At 64.8% G+C, this 15,383-nt stretch carries 16 protein-coding genes and 2 pseudogenes; 11 read left to right on the top strand and 7 right to left on the bottom strand.

All coding sequences use genetic code 11. The features are described 5' to 3' along the window. Positions 1–539: 539 nt before the first annotated feature. Positions 540–1,118, top strand: coding sequence for a hypothetical protein (locus QOC69_RS14320; RefSeq protein ID WP_526440555.1), 579 nt, complete (start codon positions 540–542; stop codon positions 1,116–1,118). A gap of 64 nt (positions 1,119–1,182) precedes the next feature. Here the strand turns inward: QOC69_RS14320 and QOC69_RS14315 are convergent, their stop codons facing one another. Further along, a complete protein-coding gene (locus tag QOC69_RS14315) occupies positions 1,183–1,755 on the bottom strand; it encodes an Rv1733c family protein (RefSeq protein WP_526440553.1) in 573 nt (190 codons plus the stop codon). Between the two features lie 235 nt (positions 1,756–1,990). Between QOC69_RS14315 and QOC69_RS14310 the strand changes: the two genes are divergently transcribed. Continuing rightward, positions 1,991–2,257 (top strand): type II toxin-antitoxin system Phd/YefM family antitoxin, encoded by a 267-nt coding sequence (locus QOC69_RS14310; RefSeq protein WP_526440551.1) that lies wholly within the window; start codon positions 1,991–1,993, stop codon positions 2,255–2,257. Continuing rightward, positions 2,242–2,634, top strand: a complete 393-nt coding sequence (locus QOC69_RS14305) for a type II toxin-antitoxin system VapC family toxin (protein WP_526440549.1) — start codon at positions 2,242–2,244, stop codon at positions 2,632–2,634. Before QOC69_RS14310 ends, QOC69_RS14305 begins: the two co-directional genes overlap by 16 nt. Positions 2,635–2,676: 42 nt before the next feature. Here QOC69_RS14305 and QOC69_RS14300 read toward each other — a convergent pair whose 3' ends face one another. Continuing rightward, the gene (locus QOC69_RS14300) at positions 2,677–3,057 is read right to left on the bottom strand and encodes a hypothetical protein (protein WP_526440547.1); all 381 of its coding nucleotides are present in this window, start codon (positions 3,055–3,057) and stop codon (positions 2,677–2,679) included. Between the two features lie 167 nt (positions 3,058–3,224). Between QOC69_RS14300 and QOC69_RS14295 the strand changes: the two genes are divergently transcribed. Continuing rightward, complete coding sequence (locus tag QOC69_RS14295) at positions 3,225–3,869, top strand: dihydrofolate reductase family protein (RefSeq protein ID WP_526440545.1); 645 nt, start codon at positions 3,225–3,227, stop codon at positions 3,867–3,869. Between the two features lie 81 nt (positions 3,870–3,950). Here the strand turns inward: QOC69_RS14295 and QOC69_RS14290 are convergent, their stop codons facing one another. The 3 genes from QOC69_RS14290 to QOC69_RS14280 form a co-directional block, all read right to left on the bottom strand. Beyond that, on the bottom strand, positions 3,951–5,942 hold the full coding sequence (locus tag QOC69_RS14290; RefSeq protein ID WP_526440543.1) for an MFS transporter: 1,992 nt from the start codon (positions 5,940–5,942) through the stop codon (positions 3,951–3,953). A gap of 374 nt (positions 5,943–6,316) precedes the next feature. Then, complete coding sequence (locus tag QOC69_RS14285) at positions 6,317–6,799, bottom strand: hypothetical protein (protein WP_526440541.1); 483 nt, start codon at positions 6,797–6,799, stop codon at positions 6,317–6,319. 390 nt (positions 6,800–7,189) lie between these two features. Continuing rightward, the gene (locus QOC69_RS14280; RefSeq protein WP_526440538.1) at positions 7,190–7,420 is read right to left on the bottom strand and encodes a hypothetical protein; all 231 of its coding nucleotides are present in this window, start codon (positions 7,418–7,420) and stop codon (positions 7,190–7,192) included. Between the two features lie 356 nt (positions 7,421–7,776). On the opposite strand from QOC69_RS14280, the gene QOC69_RS14275 reads away from it, so the two are divergent. The 5 genes and pseudogenes from QOC69_RS14275 to mmpL3 form a co-directional block, all read left to right on the top strand. Beyond that, positions 7,777–8,667, top strand: a complete 891-nt coding sequence (locus QOC69_RS14275; protein WP_526440560.1) for an ArgP/LysG family DNA-binding transcriptional regulator — start codon at positions 7,777–7,779, stop codon at positions 8,665–8,667. Between the two features lie 142 nt (positions 8,668–8,809). After that, complete coding sequence (locus tag QOC69_RS14270) at positions 8,810–8,983, top strand: hypothetical protein (protein ID WP_526440536.1); 174 nt, start codon at positions 8,810–8,812, stop codon at positions 8,981–8,983. A gap of 114 nt (positions 8,984–9,097) precedes the next feature. After that, positions 9,098–10,135 carry a Gfo/Idh/MocA family protein gene (locus tag QOC69_RS14265; protein WP_526440534.1) on the top strand — a complete coding sequence of 346 codons (1,038 nt, stop codon included), beginning with the start codon at positions 9,098–9,100 and terminating at the stop codon, positions 10,133–10,135. A gap of 224 nt (positions 10,136–10,359) precedes the next feature. Continuing rightward, complete coding sequence (locus tag QOC69_RS14260) at positions 10,360–10,989, top strand: cutinase family protein (RefSeq protein WP_526440557.1); 630 nt, start codon at positions 10,360–10,362, stop codon at positions 10,987–10,989. 92 nt (positions 10,990–11,081) lie between these two features. Then, a pseudogene (gene mmpL3 / locus QOC69_RS14255) lies at positions 11,082–13,643 on the top strand (trehalose monomycolate exporter MmpL3); the annotation flags it as partial. A 40-nt stretch (positions 13,644–13,683) separates the two neighbouring features. Here mmpL3 and QOC69_RS14250 read toward each other — a convergent pair. Then, a pseudogene (locus tag QOC69_RS14250) lies at positions 13,684–14,022 on the bottom strand (YhgE/Pip family protein); the annotation flags it as partial. On the opposite strand from QOC69_RS14250, the gene QOC69_RS14245 reads away from it, so the two are divergent. Beyond that, a complete protein-coding gene (locus tag QOC69_RS14245; RefSeq protein ID WP_526440562.1) occupies positions 13,946–14,164 on the top strand; it encodes a hypothetical protein in 219 nt (72 codons plus the stop codon). The pseudogene QOC69_RS14250 and the gene QOC69_RS14245 overlap by 77 nt on opposite strands. A gap of 30 nt (positions 14,165–14,194) precedes the next feature. On the opposite strand, the gene QOC69_RS14240 is transcribed toward QOC69_RS14245, so the two are convergent. Further along, a complete protein-coding gene (locus QOC69_RS14240) occupies positions 14,195–14,650 on the bottom strand; it encodes a DUF1003 domain-containing protein (protein ID WP_526440532.1) in 456 nt (151 codons plus the stop codon). Positions 14,651–14,984: 334 nt separating this feature from the next. Here QOC69_RS14240 and QOC69_RS14235 point away from each other — a divergent pair. Next, positions 14,985–15,383 (top strand): hypothetical protein (locus QOC69_RS14235; RefSeq protein WP_526440530.1); only part of this gene is annotated, 399 nt, incomplete at its 3' end.

Raw genomic sequence — 15,383 nt, 5'->3', positions numbered from 1 at the left:
GTCTAGCGTGGGCGCCACTGCCACGATGGTCGCGGCGTATCCGGCGGCTGCGACCAACGCCGCCGAGCCGGTGACCAACGACCCGTGTCGCGACGCGTCGGCGGCTGTAAGTTTACGGGTGCCCCGGGTCGGCGAGGAAGGCGGCGAACCACTCCGGTCGCGGAACCTCAACGCTGTCGGTCGGGCCGGGGGCGTCCGCCATAGCCGTCTTTCATCGATAATAGAGACTATCCACGAATCCTGCCGGAAGATCCTCACAGACAACATAATTCGCAGTAGATCGTGCCGTGACTGGCCGTCGGCAGCGTCGACCGCGGTGTCGAGCAACTGTGCGCACAGGGTTCCAAGCGCTAACCCGACATTGCTGCTAATCCCAAACTGGACCCTCCTGCTACGAAAGCGATTTGTGCACTACCGTGCGGTTGTAGGAACCGCCACGAATATGAGAAAAACTCGTCCGCCATTTTGGTGAGAATTTTGCAAACGCCCTGGTAGAGGCATCGCCGTCCGCCACGGAGTTTGACAGCCTACACCTGCCGTTGCCGGCGTTCAGGCCCTGCGACATCATCGGTCAAGGCAAGCGTGACGACGCCCGTCTACGCCTCGTCACCGGCGCTGCCACCGAGCTTGTCCTTTGGAAGACTTGGACACTCAGCCGCCAGGGCCATCAGCTGGCTCGGCAGGGCCACGAGCTGGCGCGGCAGGGCCAGGAACTCGCTCGACAGAGCAAGCAAGCTGATCTGCTCAGCGAATTCAATCGGCGCTACACACAGGTGTTGGAGATGCAATTTCAGCCTGAACATCAGGATGACCCGACGCTCTACTATGACCGTCTTTGGAACCTACAGTTCGATCAATACCAGTCGTGGTGTCAGGAACTTCTGCCGGAGGAAACATTCGCCTACTGGATGGACAACCGATACAGCGATTGGCTGGCTGATAGGCAAGTCAAACCCATGGCGGCCGTGGCTGACGAGCCAATCACGTACCGGGCCGGATTCCACGATATCGTCGCGAAATGGAACCACTCGCCCTTTCACGAGTTCATTGATGATCTCCACGAGCTCGGCACCGCCGCCGCCATTGAGGCGGATAAGAAGCGACGGGGTCGGGGCTGATTGCGCAACCAGCACACCGGCAGTGCGGCCAGCCCGTGGGACAGCGAATGAAAACCCGCTCCCGTTAGACCTGCCGGTTGGCCCAGCCGTCGTCGTTGTGGGCTAGCAGGTGCAGTTCACGCTCCCATGCGTGGTCGCGGGATCGGTCCAGCCCCCTGCGGATGAGGAAGGCGGCCAGTGCGGCGCAGGCGACGATGGCGATCCAGACCGTGCCTGCAGCGACGGCCACGCTCAACCCGGCGTCATCCGCCGTCATCGGTGCAGCGACCACCTTGCCGGTGCCGTCTAGCCAGATCGTCAGTGACTCGCCCGCTTTGGCCATCGAAGGGCTGGTGATCTGTTCGGTACGCATGTGTGTTCCGTCGCGCCACTGCGCCCGTACTGAAGCAGGACCGTCGGCAGCAGGGCCTTCGGGATCCGTCGGCATGCGTCTGCTGCCCTCAACCACCAGGGCTTGTACGGCGTGGCGATCGTGTGCCTGCTCATCGGCGGTGTGCGCAGCCGACTCGTAGACCAGGTTTCCTGCCTGCGCCGCGGCGGGGATGGCAATGAGTGCGCTCATGAGCGCGGCCAGGACGGCGAGTGCTTCCAGTCGATCGGTGATGCGAATCAGCGGGTTGACCCCGAGAGCGTGCACATACCACCGAACACGTTCAGCAAACGATGTGACGCGCGTTACTCTCGATTGATCCGGGTATTCTCCATTTCTCGCAAACACCTTTCCCATGGTGACACCGGCCGCGCTGGGTCGCCAATTTTGACCAGCCAAAGGGATGGATATCACAGCCCGCCGGAATTGTTGGCAGACGAGCTTTCGGATGTGCAGGAGCGGCGTTCCGGCAGCATCTAGCTCGATTTTTACGGTGTAGCACATGTGCTACCTTGGAGAGGTGGAATTCGTTGGTCTGCGCGAGCTGCGTCAGAACGCGTCGGATCTGGTTCGCCGCGTTGAGGAGGGTGAGGAGATCACCATCACGGTGGCCGGCCGACCAGGGGCGCGATTGGTTCCCGCAATTCCGCGGGCGTGGAGGCAGTGGGGCGACGTCGCCGACGCCTTCATGGGGCCTGCGGATCCCGACTGGAACGACGATCGGCAGACGATCGACCACGAGGTGCGCGACCCATGGATGAGACAGTGAGGGCCATTCTCGACACCAGCGTTGTGATCGCCACAGACGTGGAGCCGCTCGATGGGCAGCTGGCCATCAGCGCTATCACGCTGGCGGAACTGCACTTTGGCGTCTTGGTCGCACAGCGCACATCGGTACGCGCTGAACGCCTACGCCGTCTGCTCGCGCTGCAGCGCACCTTTGATGCGCTACCGCTCGACGAGGCCGTCGCGGCGAGTTACGGCCAGGTCGCGGCGGCTGTCGTCGACGCGGGACGAAACCCGCGCGCGCGATCGACGGACCTGCTCATCGCGGCGACCGCGCACGCCCATTCTGCCCGGCTCTACACGCGCAACCGCGATGATTTCGATGGCCTCGCCGACTTGGTGGAAGTCGTCGCAGTGTGAACAGCGCCGCGCCTCGGTCTCCTCCGGGCGTCTACGGCCCGCCTAGAGGCCGCCGCACTCCGATGGACCGATGACGACGTTCCAGGGAGGGCAATTCGGCGGCCGAGGGGGCAGCGGAGGGGGCGGATTGGTCGGCGGCGGGGGCGGGGTATCCGCCCAAATCCAGCTTTCGCGTGGATTGCCCTGCAGGTCTGCCAGCTGCACATTGCCTTGCCCGAACGGGACGAAGTAGTAGGTGTGGCACCTACCCATGTCCCAACCCAAGCCGCTGAACGGCAACGCTTGCCCTGGACACCAGGTATATCCGCCTGGCACCACGGGCGGCGACTCTGCCAGTGCGGCACCTGCACCCATTCCCATGCCGGTCAGTCCTAGGGCGCCGGCCACCGCGACCGTCGTCGCGAATCGCGGGATTCTGCTCATGGTCGCTCTCCTTTCACGAGGCGCCGCCAAGTCGGCATTGTCATTCAGTACAGACGGTGGGGCGGGCTACCGATCCCAATATCTGAGGCGCACACTTTCGCGTCTGCGATGAGTTAGGCCCGCAGGCCAGGTCCAATCACTGTCCGTCGACGACCCAGGAGGAACGCGTGGCCCAGCTGCTCAGAGTCCAGAATTTCAACGTCTCGCGGGACGGTTTCGGCGCGGGTGAGAACCAGAGCCTCGACCGCCCGTTCGGTCACGCCGACCCGGGAACGATGTTTGCGTGGGCAGGCGCCACGGCGAGTTGGCCCATGCGCACCGATCCCGGCGGAAGTCGTGGCCTCGACGACTACCTCACCCGGGACTACCCTCGCAACATCGGGGCCGAGATCATGGGCCGCAACAAGTTTGGTCCGGAACGCGGCCCGTGGCGCGACCACGAATGGCAGGGCTGGTGGGGCGACGAGCCGCCATTCCACACTCCAGTGTTCGTCATGACCCACCACGACCGCCCGTCATTCACCCTGTCGGACACCACGTTCCACTTCGTCAACGCCGACCCGGCCACAGTCCTCGAGCGGGCCAGGGAGGCCGCACAGGGCAAGGACGTCCGGCTTGGTGGCGGGGCGACCACCATCCGGCAGTTCCTCGACGCCGACCTCGTCGACACCCTCCATGTCGCGGTCTCCCAAATGGACCTCGGGGCGGGGTCACGCCTCTGGGAGTCGCCCGAGGAGCTGCACGACCGGTTCCACGTCGACGTCGTGCCCAGCCCAAGCGGCGTGACGCACCACCTGTTCTGGCGGCGATGACGCCACGTGTTCTGCCCGGTCGGACAGATGGCCGTATCTGGTACCGCTAGAGAAAGGACGGTCTCCTCGTCGGACTATTCGTCAGCCAACCGTTGCGCAGAGGTTCGAGGTCGCCGTGCGCTGGGGGACGATGAGGACCGGGGTGGTGGTGTGTGCGACGACCGCGGCCGCCACGCTGCCCTGCAGATGTCCCAACAGCCCGTTGCGGCGGTGCGGTCCGAGCACGATCAAGCTTGCGTCGTGTTCGTCAGCGGTCGCAACGATGCCCCTCCAGGTCGGCGCCGCCTCAACGGCCTTGCTCCACGCCCGAAATCCGGCCGCGACGGCCAGTGCCGCTCCGTCGGCCGCCGTCCGTTCGGCGGCTCGCCGTACCTCGGTGGCCTGGTCGGCGTCGAAGTGCCCATTGTCGGATGGCGTGAATCCCACGTCGACGGGCTGCCAGACACACACGACGAGCGCGTCGCGTCCGGGCGCCAGCTGCGTCGCGGCCCGTTCGATGGCGAAGGCGGCGAGTTCGGATCCGTCGTAGGCGAACACCACCGGGCCGGAGGACATCGGAGCCCCACGCTGCACGGGCGCCGTGACGGCAGGAGCGTGCTCGGCCGCAGGAGTCAGGGGCAGCAGGCCCTTCCGGACGCGCGCCAGCAGTGGTGGCGAGTACCAGGCCGGGGATTCGCCGTCGAGGAACCGGTCCAGGTCGGGCCGTTGCGGTCGGGCGCCGCTGAGCGCGTAGACCGCGACCCCGAACACGGCGCCGCCGATCGCCAGCCCGAACCCCATCCACAGCGCAATGCCGGTGCCCACGACGAGATCAGGGGACACCGTCGCTGCGAAGTGGGCGAAGACCGGTGCGACCAGGAACGCCGCCACCGCCCGCAGGAGTTCGATGATCGCGAAGACGCGCTGCAGGCTGTTGGACTGCAATGAGAAGCCCGCGACGAACAGCGCGGGTGCGACGGTGGCGCCGAGCGCAAGCCCCGTCAGTGCCGAGCCGAGCAGAGCAAGCGGCTGGTTGGCGGGTAAGGCGAACCGGAACACCAGGATCCCGGCCGCCAGCAGCGCCATGCCGACGAGTGGAAGGTAGTGCATGGCACGTCTGGAGATGACCGCTCCGAACACGACCGCCATCACGATGGCGCCGCCGAGTTCAGGCAGGTACAGCAGCCCGACGTGGACCGGGCTGTAGGTCTGCAGGAACACGTTGGCCGTCAGCGCGGTCGCCGCCACCGACGCGGCCGCGGCGAACAGCGCGACGCCGACGCCTGCGACCGGAATCGAACTCGTCAGCATCGTTCGAACCGTGAGAAGCGGACGGCGAGCGCGGAATTGGTAGACGATCAACACCACGATCAAGGCCAGTCCGCCGAGCATCGGCACGGTCACCGCCGCATCCGCGAATCCGTGGCTGGTCAGTTGTGCGGCGCCGACGAAGGCCGCCGTGCACCCGACGGCCGCCAGTGCGATCGCAGGCAGGTCACGTGGCGCATCGAGGTCGGCGGGCGGGGCGTCGTCGAACGTCAGCGCGGCCAGGATCAGAGCCAGCAACGCGATCGCGGCGACGATCCAGAACAGCGGTCGCCACGCGTGTGACTCCGCTTGCACGCCACCGATGAACGGGCCGAGGGCGACCGCCCCGAACACGCACATGTTCATGATCACGGCCGTGTTGCGGAGCTTGTCTCTGGGGAATCCGATCGTGAGTGGAGGCGCGGCGGCGATCAACAACATGCTGGTCGCCAATCCCTGCAGCACGTGTCCGCAGATGAACGTGCCCGAGTTCGGTGCAGCCGCTGCGAGCACCGAACCCAGCACCAGCACCACCGCGTATCCAAGCAGCATCCTGCGCTGCGGCAGGTGTTGCGCGAACTGGACCGCCAGCACCGTGCCCACGGCGTACGCCGCGTTCCCCAGACCCGAACTCAGGCTCATCTCCTGAGCGGTCATGTGCAACTGCTCCGAGATGATCGGCACCAATGGGTCGATCGCCGCGGACAGCGCCAGGTACGGGATCAATGCAAGTGTGACCATGGCGGCGACCGCCGGATATCGCCCGGCGAGTGGGCCTTGGCGCATCAGCCTTGCTCGAAACTGTGAATTAGCTGGGAACGCCGCTTGGCATTCGGCCGGCTGGTCAACGGGATCGGGGCAGGCACGTGGTGCTGCAACTCCTTCTGAACGGGGTTTGTTTCCGCACAGGCGATCGAAACGGCCTTCTGGGCCAGGGGCGCTCGCGAATCACGAACGCCCAGTGAGGTGTTCGCGCACTCGTGATCCCGGTAACAGTTTCGTTTGCCGGTGCTACAACTCCATGCTATCGGTGATCAATCAAAGAAGTCGGTCAACTGCCGGTCAGGCCTTGGTAAGCGCGGCGAAGGCAGCACGGCGTGGTCTGAATTAGCTACGCAGATTGCGTCGTGCCCAGATGTCCGGAGTTGCGGGCGAGGTGATCAGTTGGAGCAGAGGCCCGCGGACCTCTCTTCGGCCACAATCTGCTCGACCGGTTCGCCGAGATGCGCTGCGAACCCCGGGGTGGGTTTCATGACCCAGTTGCCGTTCTCGAAGAGCATGATCCGAGATTGGTCGGTGCCTCCGACCTGCATGCGCACGATCGCCGAATCCCCAACGTCCAGGCGCACGCCGGCGACCCGGATCTTCTGGCCGGTCCTCTTGCAGGTTTCGTAGAAGGTCACGAAGTCTTCTCGTGTGATCCCGTCGCGGACCTCCCGTGACATCCGCTCCCAGACACCGGCGAAATCGCCCGACGAGAAGCGATCGGCGTTCGCCTGTGCCGCGGCAACGGCGGCGGAGAGTGTCTCCGGCACGTCTGAGCTCGCTTGTCCGATGGAGTCGGACTGGCCATCGGCGGTACCACAAGAGGTGCATGCGGCCGCCAACAGCACCGCTGATAGGACGGGGACGAATGATCTCATCGCCGAAGAGTAAGGCCCAACGGCGTCGCATGTTAGCCCAAGAGCACATGCTCGGGGCTGCCGGGCGAGGCGAGCGCGGGGTTTGCGCAATAGAACGCCCCTTGAAGGGAGCACGTTCTCGCGGCACATTGACAGACTGTCGAATTTCTAGCAAATCAAGTTTTGTTACTGTCGCGACGAATGCCCATGAGTCAAGAACTTCATGCCAAACGCATATAAGTAGCGGATACAACGCTCAGATGAGATCCGTATTCATTTCGTATTGAATGGAAATAGATGGCTTGTCGGAATTGCCCGACAACGCGAAGACCGCGAAGCCACTTGCCAAGTGTCTTCGCGGCCTCGAGGCAGCTGCGCGCAGCTGAGTGGCGGCTACCCGCTGCTCAGCCTTCAATTACCGAAGAAGGGTGCCGGCGACGAGAACTCGCCGTAGCTGCGCGCCTTCGACACATGAGGCGGTGTGACCTGGATCGATACGTGACCGGGTGTTTGATGGGTCGTGGTGGTACCCCCACCATCGATGCTGGTGACCGGGATTGCGGCCGACGCACTCGGTGCGGCAGCTATGGCCGCGGCGGCGGCTCCGGTCGCGATCGCCGTCGCGATGTAACGTAGCTTCATGTCATTCCCCTTGCGTGATTGTTTTATTTGATGGATGTGTCACCAGTGATCGACTCATGCGCTTTCAGAAAGGCCGATCTGTTGGTTACAAATTCCAATCTAGCGGCGTTTCAACCGATGCCCAGATCTTCATGTGAAACGCAAATGTGAAGCCCGGTATATTCGGCGATAGCAAACCCGATCAGCGCGGGCAGGTCGATTCGATGGGGGTGCCGGCGAACAGGTCGTGGACTGGAGTACCGAGGGCGCACATCTCGGCGATGGCTTCGGTGGACCACTCGGTGCTCACCAGCATGTCGGCGACGCCTGGCCCGTCGCGGACGCAGTACGGCTAATGCTTCTCCACATGAATTAGAATCACTAATGTGGCACTGGATGGCCAGCAGCTGGCTGCCTTCGCGGCGGTGATCGAACTGGGCAGCTTCGACGCTGCTGCCGAGCGGCTGCACGTCACCCCGTCGGCGATCAGCCAGCGCATCAAGGTACTCGAGCAGCGGACCGGACAGGTGCTGGTCGTGCGCGGCAAGCCGTGTGCCGCGACGGCAGCCGGTGTCCCATTGCTTCGCCTGGCGGCACAGACGGCGCTGCTGGAGTCGGAGGCGTTGGCCGAGGTCGGCGGTGGCACGGCACAGGTGACCCGCATCGTGGTCGCGGTAAATGCCGATTCGATGTCGACGTGGTTCACTGCGGTCTTCGGACGACTACCGGACGTGCTGTTCGACATCCGGATCGAGGACCAGGACCACTCGGCGCGACTACTGCGGGAGGGCATCGCGATGGGCGCGGTGACCACCGAGCGGACACCGGTGCCGGGATGTCGGGTCCACGGGTTGGGTGTGATGCGGTACGTGCCGGTGAGCGGCCCGACCCTTGCCGAACACTTTCTGCCCGATGGCTTCACCGCTGACGCGGTGGCGACGGCACCGTCGCTGGCCTGGAACCGCGACGACGCGTTGCAAGACATGTTGGTCCGCAAAGCCTTTCGCCGCGCGATCCCCAGATCCGTCCACTACGTGCCGACCGCCGAGGGCTTCGGTGCGGCGGTGAGGGCCGGGCTGGGGTGGGGCATGTACCCGGAACAGTCGGCGGCACCGGCACTGGCCGACGGCTCGTTCGTCCGGATCTCCGAGGCGTACCTCGACGTGCCGCTGTTCTGGCAGTGCTGGAAGTTGGACAGCCCGATCGTCGAGACCGTCACGAAGGTCGTGCGTTCAGCTGCTGCGGACCTTCGTCGCCAACGACGGTAGTCGCTGCCGCCCGAAAAGCGGTCGATTCCTGCCAACCGCCGATCAGTTTCTGCCAATGGAATTAACCCCATGAGCAGTGCGTTTAACCCTCTAGATCGGCCAAAGAGGTTAGCAAACCGGCCGAATACAGGAAGGCATCGAGATGAAGAAGTTCGGATTTGCCACATTGATCGCCAGCGGTCTGACCGCAGCGGTGCTGGGTTTCGCAGGACCCGCCCAGGCCGACATGGCGACCACCCCCACGTTGCCCCATTACTCCGTCGACAACCACGACGATGTCAACACCACGAACGGCTTCGTGGACGGGGCGTTCTGATACGAATCACCCTTCTGGCCGTGGCGCACCATACCGGTGCGCCATGGCCTTTTTTGTGTCCCGATTGACCGAGCGCAAGATGGGGGCGACTGACGGAGAGCGGAGACGGATTGCATGTCGGATCGCACACGGCTGAACTGGGGTCTGATCGGCGCCAGCGATATCGCCCAGACTGGCATGATTCCCGCGTTGCGGCGGATGAACCACGGCATCCTCGGCCTGGCAAGCAGCAACGCCAACCACGCGGCCGACTACGCAACCCGCAACGAAATACCGTCGCAAAACGGTGATTACAGTGTCGACGGGCTGCTCGCCAACCCCAGTATCGATGCCGTTTACATCTCCAGCACCAACGAGCAGCACTTGGCTCATGCCGAGGCGGCCGCCGCTGCCGGCAAACACGTGCTGTGCGAGAAGCCGTTGTCGGTCGATCTCGACAGCGCTCGGCAGATCACCGCCGCGTGTGCCGCGCACGGGGTCGTTCTCGGCGTCAACCACCACCTGCCCGCCGCCGGCACGCACCGCGCGGTGCGGCAGCTGGTGCGCGACGGGGCCATCGGGCGCGTGCTCTCGGTGAACGTGCGGCACACCTCGCTGCTACCCGAACGGCTGCGCGGCTGGAGGCTCAGTGATCGTCCCGGGGCCGGTGTGGTCATGGATCTGTCGTGCCACGACGCGTCGGTGGTCAATCCGCTGCTGGGCACCAGGGCCTTGGAAACCATCGCCATCACCGTGCGACAAGGACGATGGGAGACCTCCACCGAGGACGCGGCGGCCTCGGTGATCCGATACGAGGACGACGTCCTCGTCCGATTCCACGACGCGTTCACGACGCCGCACACTCCCACCTACCTCGAGGTACACGGTGACGAGGGCAGCATCGTCGCACCCGAGGTGATGACTCCGGAACCGATCGGCACGGTGCTGCTGCGCACCGCACTAGGCGAGATCGAGGTCGACGTGCCCGACCGCAGGCACACCTACGACATCACGCTCGAACACTTCGCCCGCGCCGTCGTCGGCGACGGCCGCCCGGTCGTCGACGGCCACGACGCGGTGAACGCTCTGGCGGTGTGCCAATCGATCCTCGAATCCGCGCGCACCGGCGCCCGTGTCCCCGTGGACTTCCAGAACGCCGCACCCGTCCGATGAGCGTGGTCGCAGACAGCGGATGTGGTGTCCGTCACAGTGCGGCGCCCTCTTGTTTGGTCGGGCGCGCCAGCGGGTAAAAAATGGCGTCGTCTGCGGAGCGGGCATTGACGCCCAACGCCGGGTCGGGAATCAAAAAGGGCGGTGGAGTCGAGATGAGCGTGATCAGTCGTTTGTTCGGTGCTGCGGTGGTGACAGCCTCGGTGCTCTTGGGCCCGGCGATCGGCATGCCCTCCGCGTCCGCCGCTCCCTGCCCCGACGTCGAGGTGGTATTCGCGCGCGGCACGTTCGAGCCACCGGGGGTCGGCGATACCGGGCAGTCCTTCGTCGATGCGCTGCGCGCCCAGCTCGGCGACAAATCGATCGACGTGTATCCGGTGAACTATCCGGCGTCCCTCGATTTCTCGACTGCCGCCGCGGGTGTGATCGATGCGAGCAACAAGATCCGCGATATGGCGGCAAGTTGCCCGAAGACCAAGATGGTGCTCGGCGGGTACTCCCAAGGGGCGGCCGTGATGGCCTACACCACCGAAGACTCGATACCCCCCGGCTACACCCTGCCGGCAGGCATCACCGGCCCAATGGCGCCCGACGTGGCCAACCATGTCGCTGCGGTGGCCCTCTTCGGCAAACCATCGAGCGGGTTCTTGCAGCAGATCTACACCGGAGCGCCGCCGATCGCGGTCGGCCACCTCTATACGGGTAAGACCACCGACATCTGCATTCCCACAGACCCGATCTGCGCGCCGGGCGGCACCGACAACGGCGCGCATACCCAATACGCGGTAAACGGGCTGACCGGCCAGGCCGCCGACTACGCTGCGCGTCGCCTCACCTCGAGCGGGGCGACCACCTAGGGAGGTCGGTCCTCACTGCGCAACTCGCGCGCATGAGAATCGCAGCTACGCGTAGGAGAATGAGCGCAGAGCGCGGGCAGTGAGGAGTCGTCGTTTTCGCGTGGTGGGGTCGAACGGTATACCGCTACCGATCCATCGTGATCGGAGTGATGGTGGCGCTGTGCGTGGGTGGCGGCGCGTACGGGCTGACTCTGGGCCCGCATCTCACGCAGAGCGGCTTCTACGACGACAACAGCGAGTCGGCGCAAGCCTCGCGCCTCGCTGACCAGGCGTACGGTCGCGACACCTCAGGCCACATCGTGGCGATCTACACCGCCCCGGACGGCAAGACGGTGGACGACGCAGACTTCAAGCGGAAGATCCTCGAGAACCTCGCCCAAGTCGAGAACGACCACCCGAACCAGATCCTCCGGTCGGTCGGCTACTTCAAGAACCCGGGCCTGCTGCGCAGCATGGCCGACGCGTCAAAGAAGCACGCGTTCATGTCGATTCAGCTCAAGGGCAACGACGACGACACCATCCTCAACAACTACAAGACGGTCCAGGACGACTTCGCCGTCCCGGGCGTCGACGTGAAGCTGGCCGGCTTGCAGCCGTTGGCCAATGAGCTGATGGGGACCATCGCCGAAGACCAGCTGCGCGCCGAGGTGCTGGCCGTGCCGCTGGTGGCGGTGGTGCTCTTCTTCGTGTTCGGCGGGGTGGTCGCGGCATGCCTGCCTGCAATGGTCGGCGCGCTGTCCATCGCAGGCTCACTGGGGATCATGCGGTTGGTCGCGATATCCGGCCCGGTGCACTACTTCGCGCAGCCGGTGGTGACGCTGATCGGTCTTGGCATCGCAATCGACTACGGGCTGTTCGTGGTCAGCCGCTTCCGTGAGGAGATCGCCGAGGGCTATGACACCGAAACCGCGGTACGCCGCGCGGTGACCACGGCCGGGCGAACCGTGGTGTTCTCGGCGGTGCTGATCGTGGCGTCGGCGGCCGGCCTGCTGCTGTTCCCGCAGGGCTTCCTCAAATCACTCACCTACGCCATGATCGCCTCGGTGATGTTGTCGGCGATCCTGTCGATCACCGTGCTGCCCGCCTGCCTCGGGCTCCTGGGCCACCACGTCGACGACCTGGGTGTGTACTCATTCCTGCGGGTTCCGTTCTTCCGCAACTGGAAACCCACCAACTGGTGGCTGCACTGGCTGGGCGCACACGTGCAGAAGAACCAGACCCGCGAAGAGGTCGAGAATGGCTTCTGGGGCAAGCTGGTCAACCGAGTGATGAAGCGGCCCATCGTATTTGCCGCCCCGATCGTCATCGTCATGATTTGGCTGATCGTCCCGCTGGGCAACATGTCCCTGGGTGGCATCAGCGAAAAGTACCTGCCGCCAACGAACTCGGTGCGCCAGGCACAGCAGGAATTCGACCGGATCTTCCCCAGGTTCCGCACCGAGCCGCTGACGCTGGTGGTCCACCGCACCGACGGCCGGCCGGTCACCGACAGCCAGGTCGCGCAGGTCCGCAGCGAGGCGATGACCATTCCCGGCTTCATCGATCCGGACAACAAGCCGGCCAACATGTGGAAGGAGCGGCCCTACCTCGACGGCGCATCGCGGGATCCATCGGTCCGGGTGATCCAAAACGGCCTGGTGAACCGCAACGATGCCGCCACGAAGCTCGAAGAGCTGCGGTCGATCTCCCCGCCGCGCGGCCTGACCGTGTGGGTGGGCGGGACACCCGCGCTCGAACAGGACAGCATCCACAGCATCTTTGCCAAGCTGCCGCTGATGACCATCATCTTGATCGGCACGACCACGCTGCTGATGTTCTTGGCGTTCGGATCACTGGTGCTGCCGATCAAGGCCGCGATCATGAGCGCCTTGACGCTGGGTTCGACGCTGGGCGTGTTGACGTGGATATTCGTCGACGGCCATTTCGCCAGTTGGCTGAACTTCACGCCGACCCCGCTGACCGCTCCGGTGATCGGCCTCGTCATCGCGGTGATCTACGGCCTGTCGACCGACTACGAGGTCTTCCTGGTGTCCCGGATGGTCGAGGCACGCGACTCCGGCACGTCGACCGCGGACGCCATCCGCATCGGCACCGCGACCACCGGCCGCCTCATCACCGCGGCGGCGCTGGTCCTCGTCGTGGTGGCGGGCGCGTTCGTCTTCTCCGACCTGGTGATGATGAAGTACCTGGCGTTCGGCCTGGTCACCGCGCTCCTGCTGGACGCTACGGTGGTCCGGATGTTCCTGGTGCCTGCGGTGATGAAGCTGCTCGGCGACGAGTGCTGGTGGGCGCCAAGGTCGTTGAAACGGCTGCACTCGCGGATCGGGCTCGGCGAGATCGGTCTGCCGGACGAGCACGAGCGGCCTGCGGAGCCGGCGACGGAACCGGAGTCGGAGGACGCTCTCGTCGGTGCCGGCGGCCCGGTGACGCAGTGGCCGCCGCGTGACCCCACCGGTCCGACCGGTGACGGTTCCGCGCAGCGCGTGAACGCGGCACGCCGGGTGAGCGCGCCGTCGCTTGCGACGACCACGCCGATGCCGATCACCCGCACCGCTCCTGCCGACGAACCGACGGTCGCGCCGACCTCGAGGGTCAAAGACCCGGTGACCAACGGCAACGGTGAGGTGACGGCGGTGACACAGCGCGCGATTCCCGCTCGGCTACAACCAGATCCGGACGTCGGCTGACGAGCGGTCAGATCTTGATCGCCGGTATCAGCCTGTCGAGGTTCCAGAGCCGGTCGCGTCGGGCGGACATACACGAGATCGCCAGCGCCACTGCCCATATGCCTAACAGCACGATGATCGCCTGCCATAGCCGGCCGTCGATGCCGCCTAGGATGAGCTGCCGGAGTCCGTTGACGCCGAACGTCATCGGATCGAAGCGGTGCAGTGTCCGGAAGGGCTGCGACGTGGTTTCCACGGGGTACATGCCGCCGGCGCTGACCAGCTGCACCATGAGCAACGCCATGATCAGCACGCGGCCCACCGCCGGTCCGACGAGTGCGTTGATCGCTTGCGTCGCTGCGACGAACGTCGACCTGTGGCCGGCGCTCAGCGACGGCCGCGGCGGGCTTCGGGCCGAATTCACCCCAGACAAGCTCCACCTCAACGGCCTCGGCTACGCGGAGTGGGTGGACACGCTTTCGCCAATCACTCGCCAGGCGTTGCAGTGAAGGTCGGGTAGCCACCGCACACGGTTCAGATCACCCCGATGGTGTCTCGATGAGGCGCCGATGCAACTCCGTTGTTAGCAAATGGATTTGGCGAGTCAGCTCGGTATTGGTCTTCAGTTCCAATTCTTGAGTCTCGAAGTCATGGTCCGCCTTGGCCTGCTGGAACGCCGACTGCCGGTTCTGGCCGATCATCACGAACGTCGAAAGGAAGATCGCTTCGAGCGACACGACAAGGGTCAACATGGGCCACGGGCTCTTCTCCAGGAACAGCATCCAGACGGCGAATAGCGCCGCATGAAGCCAGACGAAGTTCATCGACCCCGCGAACGTGGTAATTCGATCGGCCAGACGCAGCTGAAAATCCCGACCTCGTCTCTCGGCCTCTTCCAGCACGACGGGATGGTGGGCCGACTTGCCGCTCAGGAGCCGGCGCGGGATCAACTGTGGGATGCGCCGCGCAGGAGCGGCGCTGTGGTCGGTCGTCATGATCGTTCCTTTCGCGGCCTCTTGCAAGCACCGGTCAAGCGCACTCTAACCGAGGGGTAGCCGAGCGGACGGTGTCCTCCAGCACACCGTCGACACCACGGAATTGTTCTGCACCACAACCACGCCGAATGTGCCGGCGAACGACCCGACAGGCACGGAATTCGGTTGGAGCGCGGCGCAGAGTGCTCGTTGGTACCGAGTAGCGCGGGGCGGCTGTCACCCGGGTGTGGCGCGCGACAGCGTCTGCTCGCCGACGTTGTCGGCAGCCACAATGACGGCGAAAGGTCCGCGCTGCACGATTCAGGAGTTGTCCCATCGCACCCGAGGAGTCCCAATGACAGACATTGACCTGAACGCGCAGTTCGACAAGATCGCAGACAAGGCGAAGGGCGCGTCCGACAAGCTGAAGGCTGCGGGCCAAAGCACCAGAGCTCGGCTGGAGGCCGATGCCGCCAACGCTCGCGATCGTGCGAGCGCGTCGGCGGATCGACTCAACGACAAGGCAGTTGACGCCAAGGACAAGGCCTCGTCGCAGTGGCAGGAGATGCACGCGAAGTGGCAGGCGCATGTTGCGAAGGTGAAGGCAAACGTCAGCGACAAGGAGGACCGTCTCGACGCGGACCTCGCCGCCGACGATGCCGACCTCGCCGAGGACTACGCATTGTCCGCAATCGACTTCGCGCAGGCCACCATTGATGAAGCAGAGTCGGCGGTATGGGATGCCATCTATTCA

Source organism: Mycobacterium sp. (genome assembly GCF_032162105.1).
Lineage (GTDB): Bacteria > Actinomycetota > Actinomycetes > Mycobacteriales > Mycobacteriaceae > Mycobacterium.
The sequence above is the reverse complement of the archived record's forward strand: the minus strand, read 5'-3'. Positions and strand labels throughout refer to the sequence as shown.

Bases quoted from the DNA above. Each gene is read 5' to 3' on its own strand.
- QOC69_RS14300 (WP_526440547.1), bottom strand. From the start codon at position 3,057: ATGAGCAGAATCCCGCGATTCGCGACGACGGTCGCGGTGGCCGGCGCC.
- QOC69_RS14240 (WP_526440532.1), bottom strand. From the start codon at position 14,650: ATGACGACCGACCACAGCGCCGCTCCTGCGCGGCGCATCCCACAGTTG.
- QOC69_RS14310 (WP_526440551.1), top strand. From the start codon at position 1,991: ATGTGCTACCTTGGAGAGGTGGAATTCGTTGGTCTGCGCGAGCTGCGT.
- QOC69_RS14265 (WP_526440534.1), top strand. From the start codon at position 9,098: ATGTCGGATCGCACACGGCTGAACTGGGGTCTGATCGGCGCCAGCGAT.
- QOC69_RS14305 (WP_526440549.1), top strand. From the start codon at position 2,242: ATGGATGAGACAGTGAGGGCCATTCTCGACACCAGCGTTGTGATCGCC.
- QOC69_RS14280 (WP_526440538.1), bottom strand. From the start codon at position 7,420: ATGAAGCTACGTTACATCGCGACGGCGATCGCGACCGGAGCCGCCGCC.
- QOC69_RS14285 (WP_526440541.1), bottom strand. From the start codon at position 6,799: ATGAGATCATTCGTCCCCGTCCTATCAGCGGTGCTGTTGGCGGCCGCA.
- QOC69_RS14290 (WP_526440543.1), bottom strand. From the start codon at position 5,942: ATGCGCCAAGGCCCACTCGCCGGGCGATATCCGGCGGTCGCCGCCATG.
- QOC69_RS14260 (WP_526440557.1), top strand. From the start codon at position 10,360: ATGCCCTCCGCGTCCGCCGCTCCCTGCCCCGACGTCGAGGTGGTATTC.
- QOC69_RS14245 (WP_526440562.1), top strand. From the start codon at position 13,946: ATGAGCAACGCCATGATCAGCACGCGGCCCACCGCCGGTCCGACGAGT.
- QOC69_RS14270 (WP_526440536.1), top strand. From the start codon at position 8,810: ATGAAGAAGTTCGGATTTGCCACATTGATCGCCAGCGGTCTGACCGCA.